This is a genomic window from Actinomycetospora sp. (genome assembly GCF_055612215.1).
In genome coordinates, this window is sequence record NZ_JBVPVA010000573.1 from 1 (window position 1) to 15,954 (window position 15,954).

Annotated in this window: 17 protein-coding genes; 5 read left to right on the plus strand and 12 right to left on the minus strand. The window is 74.1% G+C overall.

Annotation, left to right across the window (positions count from 1 at the left end; genetic code table 11):
* Both AC0CYZ_RS15760 and AC0CYZ_RS15765 read right to left on the minus strand, forming a co-directional pair.
* Positions 1–1,112 (minus strand): MFS transporter (locus tag AC0CYZ_RS15760; protein ID WP_472216952.1); only part of this gene is annotated, 1,112 nt, incomplete at its 3' end.
* Between the two features lie 112 nt (positions 1,113–1,224).
* Positions 1,225–2,130 carry a LysR family transcriptional regulator gene (locus AC0CYZ_RS15765; protein WP_472216954.1) on the minus strand — a complete coding sequence of 302 codons (906 nt, stop codon included), beginning with the start codon at positions 2,128–2,130 and terminating at the stop codon, positions 1,225–1,227.
* 73 nt (positions 2,131–2,203) lie between these two features.
* Between AC0CYZ_RS15765 and AC0CYZ_RS15770 the strand changes: the two genes are divergently transcribed.
* Positions 2,204–3,478 carry an MFS transporter gene (locus tag AC0CYZ_RS15770; protein ID WP_472216956.1) on the plus strand — a complete coding sequence of 425 codons (1,275 nt, stop codon included), beginning with the start codon at positions 2,204–2,206 and terminating at the stop codon, positions 3,476–3,478.
* Here the strand turns inward: AC0CYZ_RS15770 and AC0CYZ_RS15775 are convergent.
* On the minus strand, positions 3,426–4,658 hold the full coding sequence (locus AC0CYZ_RS15775) for an NAD(P)-binding domain-containing protein (RefSeq protein ID WP_472216958.1): 1,233 nt from the start codon (positions 4,656–4,658) through the stop codon (positions 3,426–3,428). The two genes, AC0CYZ_RS15770 and AC0CYZ_RS15775, sit on opposite strands and share 53 nt — an antisense overlap.
* Before the next feature lie 74 nt (positions 4,659–4,732).
* Between AC0CYZ_RS15775 and AC0CYZ_RS15780 the strand changes: the two genes are divergently transcribed.
* Entirely contained in the window at positions 4,733–5,002 is a 270-nt protein-coding gene (locus AC0CYZ_RS15780; RefSeq protein WP_472216962.1) for a DUF2277 domain-containing protein, read from the plus strand.
* Between the two features lie 33 nt (positions 5,003–5,035).
* Here AC0CYZ_RS15780 and AC0CYZ_RS15785 read toward each other — a convergent pair whose 3' ends face one another.
* Positions 5,036–5,287, minus strand: coding sequence for a hypothetical protein (locus AC0CYZ_RS15785; RefSeq protein ID WP_472216964.1), 252 nt, complete (start codon positions 5,285–5,287; stop codon positions 5,036–5,038).
* 785 nt (positions 5,288–6,072) lie between these two features.
* Between AC0CYZ_RS15785 and AC0CYZ_RS15790 the strand changes: the two genes are divergently transcribed.
* Complete coding sequence (locus tag AC0CYZ_RS15790) at positions 6,073–7,815, plus strand: enoyl-CoA hydratase-related protein (protein WP_472216966.1); 1,743 nt, start codon at positions 6,073–6,075, stop codon at positions 7,813–7,815.
* Positions 7,816–7,863: 48 nt separating this feature from the next.
* Here AC0CYZ_RS15790 and AC0CYZ_RS15795 read toward each other — a convergent pair whose 3' ends face one another.
* On the minus strand, positions 7,864–9,420 hold the full coding sequence (locus tag AC0CYZ_RS15795; protein WP_472216968.1) for an acetolactate synthase large subunit: 1,557 nt from the start codon (positions 9,418–9,420) through the stop codon (positions 7,864–7,866).
* Positions 9,421–9,622: 202 nt separating this feature from the next.
* Here AC0CYZ_RS15795 and AC0CYZ_RS15800 point away from each other — a divergent pair, with 202 nt between their 5' ends.
* Complete coding sequence (locus AC0CYZ_RS15800; protein WP_472216970.1) at positions 9,623–9,946, plus strand: putative quinol monooxygenase; 324 nt, start codon at positions 9,623–9,625, stop codon at positions 9,944–9,946.
* Positions 9,947–10,072: 126 nt separating this feature from the next.
* On the opposite strand, the gene AC0CYZ_RS15805 is transcribed toward AC0CYZ_RS15800, so the two are convergent.
* From AC0CYZ_RS15805 to AC0CYZ_RS15815, 3 genes are all read right to left on the minus strand, one after another.
* Positions 10,073–10,345, minus strand: a complete 273-nt coding sequence (locus AC0CYZ_RS15805) for a GlsB/YeaQ/YmgE family stress response membrane protein (protein ID WP_472216972.1) — start codon at positions 10,343–10,345, stop codon at positions 10,073–10,075.
* Entirely contained in the window at positions 10,342–11,259 is a 918-nt protein-coding gene (locus AC0CYZ_RS15810) for a sulfite exporter TauE/SafE family protein (protein WP_472216974.1), read from the minus strand. Before AC0CYZ_RS15810 ends, AC0CYZ_RS15805 begins: the two co-directional genes overlap by 4 nt.
* 124 nt (positions 11,260–11,383) lie before the next feature.
* Entirely contained in the window at positions 11,384–11,668 is a 285-nt protein-coding gene (locus AC0CYZ_RS15815; protein ID WP_472216976.1) for a hypothetical protein, read from the minus strand.
* 195 nt (positions 11,669–11,863) lie between these two features.
* Here AC0CYZ_RS15815 and AC0CYZ_RS15820 point away from each other — a divergent pair, with 195 nt between their 5' ends.
* Complete coding sequence (locus tag AC0CYZ_RS15820) at positions 11,864–13,405, plus strand: hypothetical protein (RefSeq protein ID WP_472216978.1); 1,542 nt, start codon at positions 11,864–11,866, stop codon at positions 13,403–13,405.
* Between the two features lie 61 nt (positions 13,406–13,466).
* Here AC0CYZ_RS15820 and AC0CYZ_RS15825 read toward each other — a convergent pair whose 3' ends face one another.
* The 4 genes from AC0CYZ_RS15825 to AC0CYZ_RS15840 all read right to left on the minus strand — a co-directional run bounded on the left by AC0CYZ_RS15825 (position 13,467) and on the right by AC0CYZ_RS15840 (position 15,792).
* The gene (locus tag AC0CYZ_RS15825; protein WP_472216980.1) at positions 13,467–14,246 is read right to left on the minus strand and encodes a GAF and ANTAR domain-containing protein; all 780 of its coding nucleotides are present in this window, start codon (positions 14,244–14,246) and stop codon (positions 13,467–13,469) included.
* Positions 14,247–14,975: a GAF domain-containing protein gene (locus AC0CYZ_RS15830; RefSeq protein ID WP_472216982.1), complete on the minus strand. Its 729-nt coding sequence runs from the start codon at positions 14,973–14,975 to the stop codon at positions 14,247–14,249.
* Positions 14,976–15,054: 79 nt separating this feature from the next.
* Positions 15,055–15,501, minus strand: coding sequence for a limonene-1,2-epoxide hydrolase family protein (locus AC0CYZ_RS15835; RefSeq protein ID WP_472216984.1), 447 nt, complete (start codon positions 15,499–15,501; stop codon positions 15,055–15,057).
* Positions 15,502–15,555: 54 nt separating this feature from the next.
* Positions 15,556–15,792 (minus strand): hypothetical protein, encoded by a 237-nt coding sequence (locus AC0CYZ_RS15840; RefSeq protein ID WP_472216986.1) that lies wholly within the window; start codon positions 15,790–15,792, stop codon positions 15,556–15,558.
* Positions 15,793–15,954: the final 162 nt, after the last annotated feature.

Consider the following 15,954-nt stretch of genomic DNA (forward strand, 5'->3'; position numbering starts at 1 on the left):
CCGGTCGTGACCCCGCACAGGGCGAGGGCCAGCGCGTAGAGCGGGAGCGGGCCGGCGACCGCCAGCAGGACCAGTGACGGCGCGGCGAGCAGCAGCGCGACGGCCATGATCCGGGCCGCCGGGTGCCGGACGCTGAGCCGGCCCGAGAGCGGTCCGCACAGCGCCAGCCCCACCGAGGCCACGAAGAACAGCAGGCCCGCCGTCGCCGCGGACAGTCCGCGGACGTTCTGCAGCTCCAGGGTCGCGGCGAGGATCGACACCACGGTGCCGATGTTGGCCAGCGTCGCCGTGACCACCAGCACCACGTAGGCACGGTCGCGCAGCAGCGCCGGACGCACGAGCGGCTCGGCGACCCGCGTCTCGACGACCGCGAAGACCCCGAGCAGCACGATCCCCGCGGCCAGCGCCCCGAGCGTGCGGATGCTGGTGAACCCGCGGACGCCGACGTCGTCGACACCGACGCTGATCAGCGCCAGCGCGGCCACGACCGTGACCACGCCCCACCAGTCCAGCCCGCCGATCCGGCGTCGCCCCGAGCCGGTCCGGGACTCGGGGAGCCGCAACCCGCCCAGCACCGCCAGGACCGCCACCGGGACGTTCAGGAGGAACACCCACCGCCAGCTCACGGTCGAGGCCAGGACGCCCCCGACCACCGGGCCGAGCGCGGTGCCGACCCCGCCGATCCCGATCAGCGCCCCGACGACCCGGGGCCGCACGTCCTCGGTCGTGGCGTTGGTGACCAGGGCGAACGCGGTCGGCAGCACCACGGCCGCACCGAGGCCCTGGGCGACCCGCGCCGCGATCAGCACCGGCACCGACGAGACCAGGCCGCAGACCAGCGAGGTCAGCCCGAACAGCGTGATCCCGGCGAGCAGCACCGCGCGCCGCCCGAGCACGTCCCCGAGCCGTCCCCCCGGGATGAGCAGCGAGCCGACCGCGATCATGTAGCCGCTCAGCAGCCACTGCAGGTTCGTCGTCGACGTGCCCAGATCGGCCGCGATCGACGGGAGCGCGAGGCTCAGCGAGAAGAAGTCCAGCTGGATGCAGAACAGGGCCGCCCCGACGGGCAGGAAACGCACGACGAGCCGGGCCGTCCCCACCGCCGCCGTCATGTGGTCCCCCCGGACGCGTCGAGGAGGCGGATTGTCGCAGCGCTCGCCGTCACCGGGCAATCACGCCGGTCCCGTGGCGATCCGGGCGCCCGTCGTGCGGGGACGGCGCGGTCTACAGCAGGATCGACGCGGCAGCGCTCCTGATCGAGGCCAGCGCGTGGACGATCACGGGTTGCGCGGCGCCGCCCGCACGGGTCATGGCCACGATCCGCCGCACCGGGGCGGCCGTTCCGGTCAGGCGCAGTCGGACCACGTCGGTGCCGGGATGCACCGGGGCCAGCCGCGGGAGCATGAAGATCCCGAATCCGTGGGCGACCAGCGCGGTCCCGGTGTCCCATTCCTCGGCGTGGTGCGCGACGGTCGGGCGGAAGCCGGCGGCCTGGCACGCGGCGAGGGTGAGGCGGTGGTAGGCGCTGTCGGGACGGCAGGTGATCCACGGCTCGGACGCGGCATCGCGCAGCGTCACCTCGGGCAGGGTGGTGAGGCGGTGGCCCACCGGCACCGCGAGGTCGATGGGGTCGTCGAGCACGGTGTGCTGCTCGAAGCGCCGGTCGGTCTCGGGCGGCACGCGGTCGTCGACCACGAGCACCGCGAGGTCGCAGTCGCGGGCGAGCAACAGGTCGATGCAGCGCGCCGGTTCCGCCTCCACGACCTGGATCACCAGTCCGGGGAACCGCTCGCGCAACGCGGCGGCGCTAGGGACGAGGAAGCGTGCCGCCGCGGTGGAGAACCCGCACAGCCCGACCATCCCCGGCGAGTCCTCCGCGCCGGCCAGCTCCGCGCGCGCGGCCTCGGCCCGGGCGTGCAACGCCTCGGCGTGACGCAGCAGGACGTGTCCGGCCGCCGTGGGTTCCATGCGGCGCCCGACCTGTCGCACCAGTGCCACCCCGAGGTCCTCGGAGAGCCCGCGCAACTGCTGGGACACCGCGGACGAGGTGAAGTGCAACGCCCTGGCCGCCGCACTCACCGAGCCGTGGTGGGCCACGAGCTGCAGCGTCCGCAACCGCGGGTCGATCATGAAGCGATGCTACGCGCTCGATCAAGAAACGCGCGCTGGTGCTAACAGTCCGCGCCCGCGCATCGTCGTGGTCATGAGCGCCGGTGCGTCCCCGTCGGTCGAGACGACGGCCTCGCGGAGTCCGTCCCGGGCGCCGTCAGGGCCCGCGCGGGCCTGGGCGCTCGCGCTGCTCGCCCTGGGCGCCGCCGGCGCCGGCATCCCGAGCCCGCTCTACCCCGCCTACCAGGCGCAGCTCGGCTTCAGCGACGTGACGCTGACGGTCGTCTACGCGGTCTATCCCCTGGTCAGCGTGCCCGCGGTGTTCCTGCTGGGCCCCCTGGGCGACCGGTTCCCCCCGCGTCGGGTCATGCGCTGCGGCATCGCCGTCGCCGCAGCCGGCTCCCTCGCTCTCGCCCTGGCGACGGGCACCGGCTGGCTGATCCTCGGCCGGGTCGCCTACGGCCTCGCGCTCGCCGTCATGACCGGCGCCGGGGTCGCCGTCGCGACCAGCGGTGCGGACAAGGTGCGCGCCGGCGCGGTGTCGGCCATCGTGTTCATCCTCGGCACGGGCCTGGGCCCCGTCCTCGGGGGCGCGCTCACCGGGTACGGCCCGCGTCCCGGCCTGCTGCCCTTCGGCGTGGACCTGGTGCTGCTCGGGATCGTGTTCGTCGGGCTCGGCACCGTGCGCGAGCCCGGGCCGTCGGCCGATGGAGGGGCGTCCCTCGGGCCCACCGCCGGCGGACCCGGCGTGACCCGCAGCGCGCGGCGGGCCCTCGTCGTGGCGGCGGTGAACGGTTTCCTCGGCTGGGCGGTGGTCGGTCTCTTCCTCGGACTGATCTCCTCGGTCGCCCAACGCTTCCTCGACCTGCGGGATCCGCTGGTGGCCGGAGGGATCGCCGGAGCGCTCCTGGTGTGGTCGACGCTGACCGTGCCGGCGGTGACCCGACTGGGACCCCGTCGCTCCCAGATCGTGGGCCTGGTCGCCCTGGCTGCGTCGCTCGTGGTCCTCGCGCTCGGCGTGACCACCCTGGTCGGGGTCCTGGTGGCCTGCGTCGTCTCCGGCCTGGCCAACGGCCTGCTCTACGGCGGGGCGACCACCGTCGTCGCCACGACGGCCCCACCGGAACGGGCCAGCGGCACGGCCGCCGCCGTCTACTCGGCCTTCTACCTGGGCGCCGGGCTCCCGACCCTGCTGGTCGGCGTCCTCACGACGCTGCTCCCCCTCGACACGGCCCTGTCGACGATCGCCGTCGGAACACTCGCGCTCACCGCACTCATGATCGTCGTCTCCGCCACCGACAGCCGCCGCGCCGTCGTCAGACGAGCACCGGAGGGCTCGGGAGGACCCGGGCGAGTTCGCTCCCGATGATCTCGGCAGCGGCCGGGCAGCCACGGACGAAGCCGAAGAAGGGGCCGAAGTCGCGGGTGGCGGCGAAGCCGGTGAGGAACAGGCCCGGCACGCTGGTCTGCATCCCCTCGTCGAGCACCGGGAACCCGTCGACCGACTCGAGTCCGGACAGCTCCCGGAGGTAGGGCACGGCATCGATGTCGGCGCGGTAGCCGGTGGCGAGGACGACGTGGTCGACGAGGAGGACCTCCCCGGTCGAGAGCTCGACACGGATCTCGCCGTTCGGCTGCTCGACGCAGCTCATCACCTCGGTCCGCGGGTGGCGGTGCACGATCCCGTCCGGCATGCGCGGGGTGAGCCACGGCTCGAGCGTGAGGCGACCCACCGACCAGAACTGCCGGGCGATGGCGTCCCGACGCTCGGCCGGCAACCGCCGGAACCAGCCGGGAACGGCCAGGGTCTGGTGGATCATCGGGTCGACGAAGCGCCAGTCGGCCGCGGTGAACTCGGGAGTGTCGTGGCGGTAGACCACGTGGACGGCCTCCACGCCGGCGTCGGCCAGGAGCGCGGCCCACTCGAACGCGCTCTGACGTCCGCCGATGATGAGTGTCCGGGCGTCGCGGGCGCGGTCGACCTCGGTGAGGAAGCAGGTGTGGGTCACCCGGTCCGGCCGCAGGCCGGCGACGGCCCGGTGCGGGGTGTTGGTGAAGTGGCTGATGCCCGGCGCGGCGACCACGGCCGCCGCCGACAACCGGTCGCCCCCCTCGAGCTCGACGTCGAAGGCGTCGTCGGTGCGGCGCAGCGCGGTGACGAACTCGCGTCGGACCTGCAGGCCGGCGACCTCTTGGAACCAGGTGGCGTAGTCGACGAACAGGTCGACCGGGATCGGGTCGACGTCGACCGGGTCGATGCCGCGCTGTGCGAGGTAGGCCTCGAAGGTGTGCACACCCGCCGCGTCGAGGTGCCAGTCCGGCCCGGAGCGCAGCAACATCCCCTGCGGCATGTGCTCCCGCCAGAAGCCCATCGGCTCGCCGAGCACGATCGGGTCCATGCCGAGACGCCGCGCCTGGGCCGCCACGGCCAACCCGTACGGACCAGCACCGACGATTGCAAGTGAAGTATCGACCACGATGTCTCCTGAGAATGGGCGGCATCGACCCCGAAGGGGGCTACCGCCATGTGAATGGAGGAAGAAGAACACGGAGAGCAACTTCCACGGTCCGCCGACCGGCCAGGGTCTCGAACCGCCCCCGGCCGATGGGGCACGATCGCGACATGTGCCGCAACATCCGGGTCCTCCACAACTTCGAGCCCCCGGCCAGCGACGTCGAGGTGCACGAGGCCGCCCTGCAGTACGTCCGCAAGATCAGCGGTGCGGCGCGTCCCTCGAAGGCCAACGAGGACGCGTTCGCCCGCGCGGTCGCCGAGATCACGGCGAGCACCCGCACGCTCCTCGACGAGCTGGTCACCACCGCCCCGCCGAAGGATCGCGAGGTCGAGGCGCACAAGGCACGGGAGCGCGCCCGCGAGCGCTACGCCCGCTGATCCGTCCCGCGGCGCCGTCGCCCGCAGCGGCGGTCAGCCGGCCGCGGTGTCGGTGGTCCGGCCGCCCTCGTCGTGCCACGGCACGAGGCCGACGACGACGTCGGGCAGATCGGCGAGGTCGTACTCGAGGCGGCGCCACTCGGCCTGCCCCCGGGCGTGCGCGGCGTCCCGGTACGGCCCGTAGCAGTCGCTGTGGCCGGTCACGAGATCGACCACCAGGACCACGAAGCCGTCGGCGTCGACCTCCTCGTCGCACGGGCTCCTGCTCTCCCCCGGGAGGGTCATGCGTGCCTCCGTCTCGTCCTCGGCCGGGTCCTGCCCCGACCGTCCCGAGAAGGGTCGCCTGCCGGAGCCGACGGCGGTGTCCCCCGATCGCCCGGTGCCGCGGTGGACACGCGTGTCCCCCCATCGCCGGACAGCCACCTCGACCTCACCTCTCACATGCGCCGGTCGACCACTGGATCTGTGAGGGCCGGCCGGGTTCCGCCTTCCTGGCTAGCGGACTCGGCCGGGGCATCGTGACCTGGGTCTCAGTTCCCTGTGGCCGACCGGGGCGCGTGGTCCGCAGTGGAGTTGCCTCCCACGAAAGTCGCGCCGGCCGGCGTCGTGATCTCCCGGGATCGGGAGTTCCCTGCTCACCCACGGTCCCGCCATCGGCCTTTCCGGCGGGCCTGGTCTTTCGGCGGACGGTATCGACGTCCGGAGCAGGAACGGGTCGTCCGCCGTGCGGACGCAGACCCTCGGCTCTCCGGACTCGGGCGTCGGCGAGAGCGGCGACGTGTCCCTGCCGGGTGGAGGTTTGACACCGCATACGGCGTGGTGTGCCATCACCAGCGGCTTTCTGGGGATCGACCGGCTCGGCCGGCGCAGGAGAGGCGGCAGCGCGATGACGTGAGTGACCGCGTTACTCCTGGAATCCGATCAGGACACGGCCATTTCCATCGATATCGCCGACAGAATCGGCGCCTCCCGCGCGCCGAGGCCTCACCATTCCGGTCCCCATTCCATCATCGGGACCGGCTCCGTCGCGCGCCGTCCCGGGCGGCGCGCCGTCGAGAAGGAGTCCGCCCGTGCCCGGCACCGACCAGCGCGTCCTGTTGTTCGCCGACGGATTCGGCGGCATGACCATGGCCGCCTACACCCGGCTCCGCGATCTCGGGGCGCAGGTGTGCTTCCACGCACCCACGGGACCCGACGACATGGTGGCGGCCTACCGCGACCTGTCGCCGGACCTCGTCGTCGCCCCGACCCTGACGACGCGGGTGCCGGCCGAGCTCTACGGCCGCGTCGCGATCAACCATCCCGGACGGCTCGGTGACCGCGGGCCGTCCTCCATCGACTGGGCGCGGCTGCGCGGGGACCGGTTCGCCGGCCACACCCTGCTGTGGGCGGACGAGGGGTGGGACGAGGGGCCGGTCCTGACGACGGAGACGATCCGGTACCCGGACGACCCGGCGCTGACCAAGAGCTGGCTCTACTCCCGCCTGCACCGGGCCGCGACGGTGCGCGGGCTCGAGACGTTGCTGACCCGCGACCCGCGGGCGGTCACGGTGGACCACGACCGGCCCTCGGTGCTCGGGACGTGGAACAACCCGGTGAAGCAGAAGGACGTGGGGTTCGAGTGGACGCTCCCGGCCGAGGAGATCGTCCGGCTCGCCGCCGCCCGTGACGGCGCCCCGGGCGTCCTGGCCGAACTGCTGGGCACCGAGACCTACGTCTACGACGTGCACCTCGGCGGTCCGGCTCCGCACGGCGCCGAGCCCGGCGACGTGGTGGAGGTCCTGCCCGACAGCGCCGTCCGGGTCGCGGCCGGCCCGGTGCGCGACGGTCACCGCGCGAGCGTCTGGGTGGGCTGCCTCAAGAGCCGCGGCACCCCCGAGCGGCGGACGTTCAAGCTCCCGGCGTCGTGGTGGGTCGGCCGGGGCACGCCGACGGCGGACTCCCCCGGCTCCGGCCGCGGGTTCCGCCCGGTGCGGGTCGAGTACCCCGACGAGGCCACCGCGGTGGTCACGGCCGGCGCCTACAACGGGGCGTGGTCGACCGGGTTCTGCCGCCGGGTCGACGCGGCCCTCGGCGCGGTCCTCGAGGATCCGGAGGTGACCACGGTCCTCTTCCGCGGCGGGGGCCGGGACCCGTTCGGCAACGGCATCCATCTCAACCACATCTACGGGGCCGACCCGGGTCTCGGAGCGGCCATGGAGCGGGAGGCCCGGGACAACATCCGCGCGATCAACCAGGTCTGCGAGCGCTTCTTCGACCTGCGCCGGGCCGGGAAGCGGGTGGTCGTCCTGGTCGACGGGGACGCCGGTGCCGGCGGCGCGTTCCTCGCCCTGTGCGGCGACCACGTCATCGCCGACCCGACGGTCAACCTCAACCCGCACTACGTCGGGATGGGCGGGCTGCACGGCTCCGAGCACCACACCTGGACGCTGCGTCAGCGGATCCCGGACGCGGAGACCCGCCACGCCCTGCTCACCGAGTGTCTGCCCGTCAGTCCGCACCAGGCCCAGCGGATGGGCCTGGTCGACGAGGTCGCTCCCGACGGGCTCGCGCCTGCCGACCTGGGCGAGTGGGCCCTCGACGTGGCCCGCCGCTACACCTCGCTCGCCGCGCAGCAGCGGCTGTGCCCGCCGCCTCCGCCCAGCCGGCTCGACCAGGTCGCGACCGCGGCCGCCGAGCTCGCGGCCATCGACCGGGACTTCGGCGACGCCGAGTTCCAGGCCGCGCTGACGCGGTTCGTCGAGAAGCGCCCGGACGAGGGCCCGTCCGGACCCGCTGCCGCCCGGGAGTACCGCGGGGCGTACCCGACCTGACCGCCGTCGTGGGCGAGGCCGCCGGACCGGGTCACCCGGCCCGGCCGCTCAGCCCAACGCCGGGACGATCGCCTCGATCAGGTGCGGGCCCGGCTCGCCCTGCGCCCACCGCAGCGCGTCGAGCAGGTCCTCGGTGGTCTCCACCCGCCGCGCCGGCACGCCGTAGCCGGTCGCCAGGGACACGAAGTCCGGGGTCGGGTCGGCCAGGGTCAGCATCCGCCCGGCCCGGCCCGAGTGGGCCGCCTCGCCCGCCCCGGTCCGGGCCAGCTCCACCCGCAGGATGGCGTACGCCGAGTTGTTGATCAGCACCGTCGTGACGTCGAGCTGCTCGCGGGCCTGGGTCCACAGCGCCTGGAGGGTGTAGAGCGCGCTGCCGTCGGCCTGGACCGCGACGACCGGCCGGTCCGGGGCCGCGATCGCCGCCCCGAGCGCGGCGGGCGGGCCCTGCCCGATGGCCCCGCCGGTGAGCGCGAGCTGGGTGTGCGGAGCCGCCGTCTGCAGGGCCGGGGCGAGGACGGCCGCGGCGGTGTGTGCCTCGTCGACGACGATGGCCTCCTCGGGAAGGGTCGCGGCGACCGCGGCGCACAGCGACCGCACGTCCAGCGGCCCGGGTGCGGGCTCCGGTGCCCGGTGCGGCGCGGGCTCGGCCACCGCGTCCCGGGCCACCTCGTCCGCGAGCTCCGCCAGGGCCGCGGCCACGTCGGACGCCGGGTCGGCCAGCCCCACCACCGCGCACCCGTCGGGCACGAGGTCGCCGGGCACCCCCGGGTAGCCGAAGAACGACACCGGGGAGCGGGCGCCTGCCAGCACCAGTGACGACGCCCCCTCGAGTTGCGCGATCGCCTCCTCCGCGAAGTAGGCCAGCTTGTCCACCCGCGGCCGGCCGGCACCGGTGTCCCAGCGCCGCGGGAACGTCTCCACCAGCAGCCGGGCCCCGGTCGCGGCGGCGATGCGCCCGGCCGCGTCCATCGCGTCCACGGTCAGGGCCGGCCCGCCCAGCAGGATCACCGCACCGGGCTCGCGCACCGCCGCCGCGGCGGCCGCCACCCGGCCCGGCGCCGGCGGGAACGGCGAGGTGGCCGGAAGTGCGGGGGCGAGCGCGCCGCCCTCGGACCACGACACGTCGGCCGGCAGCACGAGGGTCGCGACCTGACCGCCGTGCTCCGAGGTCGCGGCCACCGCGCGCATCGCGTCGTCGGCCACGTCGCGGACGTCGCCGGAGGTGTGGACCCAGCCGGACACCGTCTGCGCCAGCGCGGTGATGTCGGACTGCAACGGCGCGTCGTGGCGCACGTGGTCGGTGGCGTGTGCCCCGACGACGAGCAGGAGCGGGGTCCGGGCCCGGCGGGCGTTGTGCAGGTTGGCGATCCCGTTGCCGAGCCCCGGACCGAGGTGCAACAGGACCGCGGCGGGCCGCCCGGTGATGCGGGCGTGGGCGTCCGCCGCCCCCGTCGCGACGCCCTCGAACAGCGTCAGCACCCCGCGCATCTCCGGGACCGAGTCCAGCGCCTGCACGAAGTGCATCTCGGAGGTGCCGGGGTTCATGAAGCACACGTCGACGCCGGCCCCGACCAGCGAGCCGACGAGCGCCTCGGCGCCCCTCACGCGTCGCTCCCGGACATCGGCGAGGGGGGCGGGGAGCACAACGACGTCGTCACGGCGCCCACTCCACACCGTGGGCTCCCGCCGGGGGAAGTCGGGGGCCCGGAGATCGCGCCGGACCCGCGGCGGCGCCCGAGGCGTTGACGACCGCGGGACGACCTGACGACGATGGCCGCGCCGACGCCGTCGTCCGAGGGAGCACCCCGTGATCGTCATCAACATCGTCATGCCGATCCGGCCCGAGCGGATGGACGACTGGCTGGCCCTCGCCGACTCCTACGCCGAGGACGTCAACGCCGAGGAGGGCTGCCTGTTCTTCAAGTTCTCCCGCAGCCTCACCGACGAGAACGAGTTCGTCTGCATCGAGGGCTTCCGGGACGCCGACGCGGGCGCGACCCACGTCGCCCAGCCCTACGTGAAGAAGTTCTTCGAGGCCGCGCCCGACCTCGTCTCCGCGCAGCCGCAGATCCTCTACATCGACACCCCCCACGACGGCTTCGCGCCGATGGGCGAGATCCAGCCGCGCTGATCAGAGCCCGGTGACGGCGTCGATCAGGCGGTCGTCGATGTCGTGCGGCCAGGAATGCGCCGGGCCGAGGCCGGCGGCGTCGCGGGGAAGATCGTCATCCTCCCCGGACGCTGACCGAGGGGCGTCCTACCGCCCGACGCGACGCTTCCGGCCGGTCGCGGCGTTGTAGATCAGCAGCACGATCACGGCGCCGATGATGGAGCCGATCCACCCGGCGGGGTGGAAGCCCCTGATGCCGACGGTGAGCAGGCCGAAGATCAGGCCTCCGACCACGGAGCCCACGATCCCGAGCAGGATCGTCCGGAGGAGACCGATGTCGTCCTTGCCGGGCACGAGCGCTCGCGCGATGAACCCGGCGATCAGGCCGAAGACGATCCATCCGATGATGGTGAGGATCATGGGACCTCCTCGGGAGGTGTCGTGGTGCTCCCAGGGTAGATCTTCCCGACGTCGGAGCGGCCCGACGACGTGCGCCGGAGCAGCGCGACGAGTTCGCGGAGCGCCATCAGCAGTGCGAACGTCGCGAAGACCAGACCGAGGACCGAGGCGTCCAGAGCCAGCCCGAGCGCGGCCCCGGCGACCACGCCGGGCGCGGACGTCAGCCCGAGCAGCCACCCCCAGCCAGAGGACGCCGTGCCCTGGCGCACGTGCACGACAGAACCGACGATCGAGTTCGGGATGAACATGAGCAACGACGTCCCGGCCGCGACGTGCAGCTCGACCCCGAACAGCAGCACCAGCGCGGGCACGGCGAGCAGCCCGCCGCCGAGCCCCATCGCCCCCGACCAGGCCCCGATCACGAGTCCCACCGCGATCGTCGTCGGGACCACGAACCACAGGTGGGCGAGCAGCCCGGGCGGCACGACGGCGTGGGTCAGCAGCGGCAGCCCCAGCGCGTCGACCGAGAACTTGGCCGCGGTGAGCACCAGGATCACGATCAGCAGCACCCGCAGCAGGGTCTCCGAGGCACGGGCCAGCAGGCGCGGTCCGACGAGTCCGCCGAGGGTCCCGCCGATCAGCATCCCGGTGCCGACCCGCAGGTCGAGCGCGCCGCCACCGAACGCGTAGGCCGAGGCGCCGGCCACGCAGACGCCGATGTTCGCGAGGGTGGACGTGCCGTGCACCCGGGCGCGGCTCATCGACGTGAAGCGGTCCAGCGCGGGGACGAACAGCACTCCGCTGCCGCCGCCGATCAGACCGCCGACCACCCCGCCCACCAGCCCGATGCCCACGATCCCCGCCCGGGACCCGACTTCGCCGCCGTCGCCCTGCGGTGGGGCGTGCCACTCGGTCGACGGTCTGCGTTGCGGCATGCCCTCCAGGGTGAGGGACGAGCGTCCCTCGTCGCTCTGATCCAGGCGTATCCCGGAGAACCGGGGCCCGCGGACCCGGTGTCCCGCCCTGCTGCGCGGGCACGGCCGCCGGGTGCCCGCCTGCTCACCGCTCGGAGCACGCTCCCGACGACGGCTCGACGCCGCGATCGCCGCGATCCCCGCGCAGGAGGTAGAACGCGGGCGCCGTCGTGGACGTCCCGCACACCGGGCAGCGACGACGCTCACCGCGTCCGCCGTCGACCAGCTCACCCGGCGGGAAGCGCCGGACCCTCCCGCGGCAGAGCTCACCGGGGCAGATCAGCTCCTGGTGCCACACCAGGTGCTCCCCCACCGACGAGTCGGCTCCGCCCTCCGCCCGCCGCCCCGGCCTCACGTCGTCATTCCCCATGGCCGTCCACGATCGTCCGCCTCGGCGTCGCCGTGACCCCCGCCTCCGGCAAATAGTTCCCGGATCCGGACACGGCCGGTCCTGCGTCCGCACCCCCGACCGGGTGATCGGGGCCCCGGCAGCCGTGCCGCCGGTAACGAAGAGGTCACCTCCCCGCGATCACGGGCACGACGATCCACGTGGGGGGAGCAATCCATGGTGATCCGCCTCGAGCGGGTGCCGACGCCGTCGGTCACGGCCGGCGGCGCGGTGGTGCCGGAGGCGGACACCGCGGCGGTCCGGGCGGCCGGTCCCGGTCCCGACGGCGGCACCACCGCCGGCGGGCGACGGCGCCGACGCGTGGCGCTGGTCGTGGCGCTGGTCGCGATCCTCGTCGCGTCCGGAGCCTCCCTGACGGCGTGGGCGCTCATCGCCCCGCCCGGGGCCGTGGGCCACGACGTCTCCTACCCGCAGTGCGGCACCGCCCTCCCGAGCACCGGCACGTTCGGCGTGGTGGGGGTCAACGGCGGCAAGGTCTCGACGGCCAACCCGTGCCTGTCCACCCAGTACGCCTGGGCGACGCGCACCGGCAGCGCCGCGCTCTACGCCAACACCGGCAACCCGGGGTCGATCTCCACCTTCTACTGGCCGGCCAGCGGCAGCCGCGACCCCGCGCTGTGCACCGACCGCACGTCGGCGTCCGACCCCGGCTGCGCCTACGACTACGGCTGGCACGGCGGGAAGAACTCCCTGCAGATCGCGCAGAACGCCGTCAGCGGCGCCTCGGGCCGCACGTGGTGGCTCGACGTGGAGCTGGCCAACAGTTGGAACGGCTCCACTTCGGCGAACGCCGCCGCCCTGCAGGGAGCCCTGGACGCGCTGCACGACTCCGGGGTCGCGAGCGTCGGCATCTACTCCACCGCCTACCAGTGGGGCCAGATCACGGGCGGGTACGCGTCCGGGAACGCCGCGACCTACCGCTCCTCCTGGTCCCGCGCGTTCACCCCGAAGCACCCCATGGAGCAGGCACCGCTGTGGATCGCCGGGCTCAGCACGCTCGACGCCGCGAGCCGCAACTGCTCCACCACGTTCACCGGGGGGACCGCCGCCCTCGCGCAGTACACCGACGGCAACACCGACGGTGACCTGGTCTGCGGCGCACCCCCGGCGACGACGCCGCCGACCACGACCACCACTCCCCCGACGACGAGCACGACCACGTCGACGACCGGCACGGCCCCGGTGACCAGCACGCAGCCGACCACCACGGCCCCGACCACGACGAGCGCGACCCCGACCACCACCACGGCACCGACCACCACGACGGCACCCACCACCACCACGACGGCACCGACGACGACGACCGCCGCGCCCACCACGACGACGACCGCGCCCACCACCACTACCGCCCCGACGACCACGACGGGCGCGCCCGGCACCACGAGCCCCGCCCCGCCCCGGCCCGCGCCGGGGGTCCCGACGAAGGTCACCGCCGCCACCGACCGCGTGGCCGGGGTGGACCTCGCGTGGACGGCACCCGTGATGACCGGCAGTCCGGTCAACCGCTACGTGATCATGCGCAGCACGGCGCCGGGGCGCGAGGCCGCGCTCGGGATCCTGACCTGCCGGACCCCCACCTGCAGCTGGCGCGACGCGTCCACCGTGCGTGGCGCGACGTACTACTACCAGGTCGTGGCGGTCGACGACGCCAACGCGACGGGACCGCGGTCGCCGGAGGTCGCGGCGCGCGCCCGGTAGCGCCCGCCGCGCCGCCGTCGCCGGTCTCGCGGGGAGACCGTGAGCACCGGCGGCGAGGCGATCACGGCGGTGGGCCCTGGGTCGGCGGCGGACCCGGCCGGGGTTCCCGGGGGATCTCGACCCGGCGCGCCACGATGTCCCCGGCGAGGTCGCTGAGCCGTCGCCGCGACCGGCGGGCCTGGCTGCGGAGCCGATCGAACGCCGTCGACATGTCCACCCCGGCCCGCTCGGCGATCACCCCCTTGGCCTGCTCGATCACGACGCGGCTGTGCAGCGCGTGCTGCAGCTGGGACGTCACCGTGCTCTGATCGCGGACCCGCCGGTCCTGGAGGATGCTGATGGTCGCGATGTCGGCCAGGCCCTGGGCGGCCCGCGCGTCGCTGACCGGGAGCTCCTGGGCAGCGGTGGTGAAGAGGTTGAGCGCCCCGACGGTCTGCTCCCGCAACCGCAGGGGCAGGGCGTGGACCGCGCCGAACCCACCCGCCAGGGCCCGGGACACGAACTGCGGCCAGCGCGACTCCCGGCTCAGGTCGGCGGCGCTGACGGGGCGGCTGGTGCGCAGGCACTCCAGGCACGGACCGTCGTCAGCCTGCAGCTCGAAGAGCTCGAGGGATCGGGTGTCGTCGTCGGACGAGGCGAGGACCGACAGCCGGCCGCGACCGTCGTCGACCAGCAGGCCGGCCGTGTCCACGGCGAAGAGCGCGACGCACTTGACCGACAGCTCGGTCAGCAGGTCGACGACGTCGTAGTCGGCCACCAGCGTGTCCGCCAGCCGGACGAACGTCTCGACCAGCAGGCCTTCCCGCGCCTCGTGGCGCACTTCTTCACCACGTCGAGCCATCTACTCCACCCCATCGGAGAAACGCAGCCGGCGCTCGACCACGTCGCGCGCGACCTCGGCGATCGGTCGGTCCTCGACGAACGCCGTCGCGCGCAGGCGGGCCAGGGCCGCATCGGACGAGACGTCCAGCTGGGCCACGATCATCCCGGTGGCCTGGTACACCTCGACGTGTTCGAGCGGCGCCCCGGCCAGCCACCCGTGCGGATCGTGGTCGTCGTCGGGCGCTGGGGCCCCGCTCTCGTCCAGGGTGCGCCCCGGACGCAGGCCCAGCAACGACCAGAACGTCGCGTCCGCGGCGCGCTGTGCCGCGGCCAGGTCGGCGGGAGCGATCAGCCCCGGGCGGTCACGGTAGAAGTCCAGGATCCCGATCAGCGCGTCCCGCGCCTGCAACGGCAGCACCACCATCGCCCGCGCCGGGGTCTCCCGCACCGCCGAGGAGAACATCGGCCAGCGCGCGTCGCGGGTGTCGGTGATGTCGGCGACGACGACCGCCCGACCGGTCGTGAACGCCTCGACGCAGGGGCCCTCGGCCAGCCGGAACTGCAGCTCGTCGATCCGCGCGGCGACCTCGTCCGAGGCCCACAGCGGCTGCTGGCGGTCGGCGTCGGACATCAGGGTGATGCCCGCCCCGGTCACCGGCAGCCGGGCCACACACAGCTCGACGATGCGCCGCGGCGCGTCCCATCCGCCGACGGCCACCACCGCCGCCAGCTCCGCCTCGAACTGCACCGGGTCATCCACGGCGCCCCCGATCACCGCACACCCAGACCTCCCCAGCGGAACCGTCCCGTCTGATCGGGGGCCCAACCTAGGGCCTGCGGCGGACCAGCGACCCGATGGCGCGCGCGACCCCGGAGAACAGCGCGCCCGTCGTGGCCGCCCAGTCGAAGTAGTCGCGCCAGAGCGTGATGCGGCCACCGTGCACCTCGAAGGTCCCGCACACCCAGAAGGCCACCCGGACCCGGCCCACGACGAGGACGTCGGTCCGCTCGGTCAGCACCACCGGTCCGGTCGCGGCCAGCCGGTGCATCTGCGCCTCGAAGCCCGACAATGCGCGCGGCATCGAGCGCAGCAGCCGCAGCGTCGCGGCCCGACCGTGGGCGGCGGGCAGGGAGACGTTCTCGTACACGACGTCGGGGTCCAGCAGGGCCCCCGCGGCGTCGATGTCGAACCGCTCGAGCGCGGCGAGGAAGGCGCGGACCGTGTCCGCGCTCGTCGTGTCGGTCGCGGGCGTGGCCCCGGCGTTCTCGCTCATGGCGCTCCACCCTGCCCGAGGAGCGGTCGCGGCGCGGCTCGCCTGTGGTCAGCGTCAGGTGGCAGCTCTCCGAGCGATGCCGAGGTGATCCACATCCGTGCGGCGGAACACACCAGATCTGACCTGTTCCGCCGCACAATCCGCGATCATGCTGGCGCCCCGGAGCTCGAACCCGGCCCGCCGGCACGGTTCGTGGAGCAGCGTGTGGTCCAGGATCGCCGACAAACCATGGAGGACCGGGTCCGCGCTCGTCGTGTCGGTCGCGGGCGTGGCCCCGGCGTTCTCGCTCATGGCGCTCCACCCTGCCCGAGGAGCCGTCGTGGCGCGGCTCGTCGGCCAGGTGATCCACATCCGTGCGGCGGAATGCATCAGATGTGACCTGTTCCGCCGCACAATCCGCGATCATGCCGGCGCCCCGGAGCTCGAACCCGGCCCGCCGGCACGGTTCGTGGA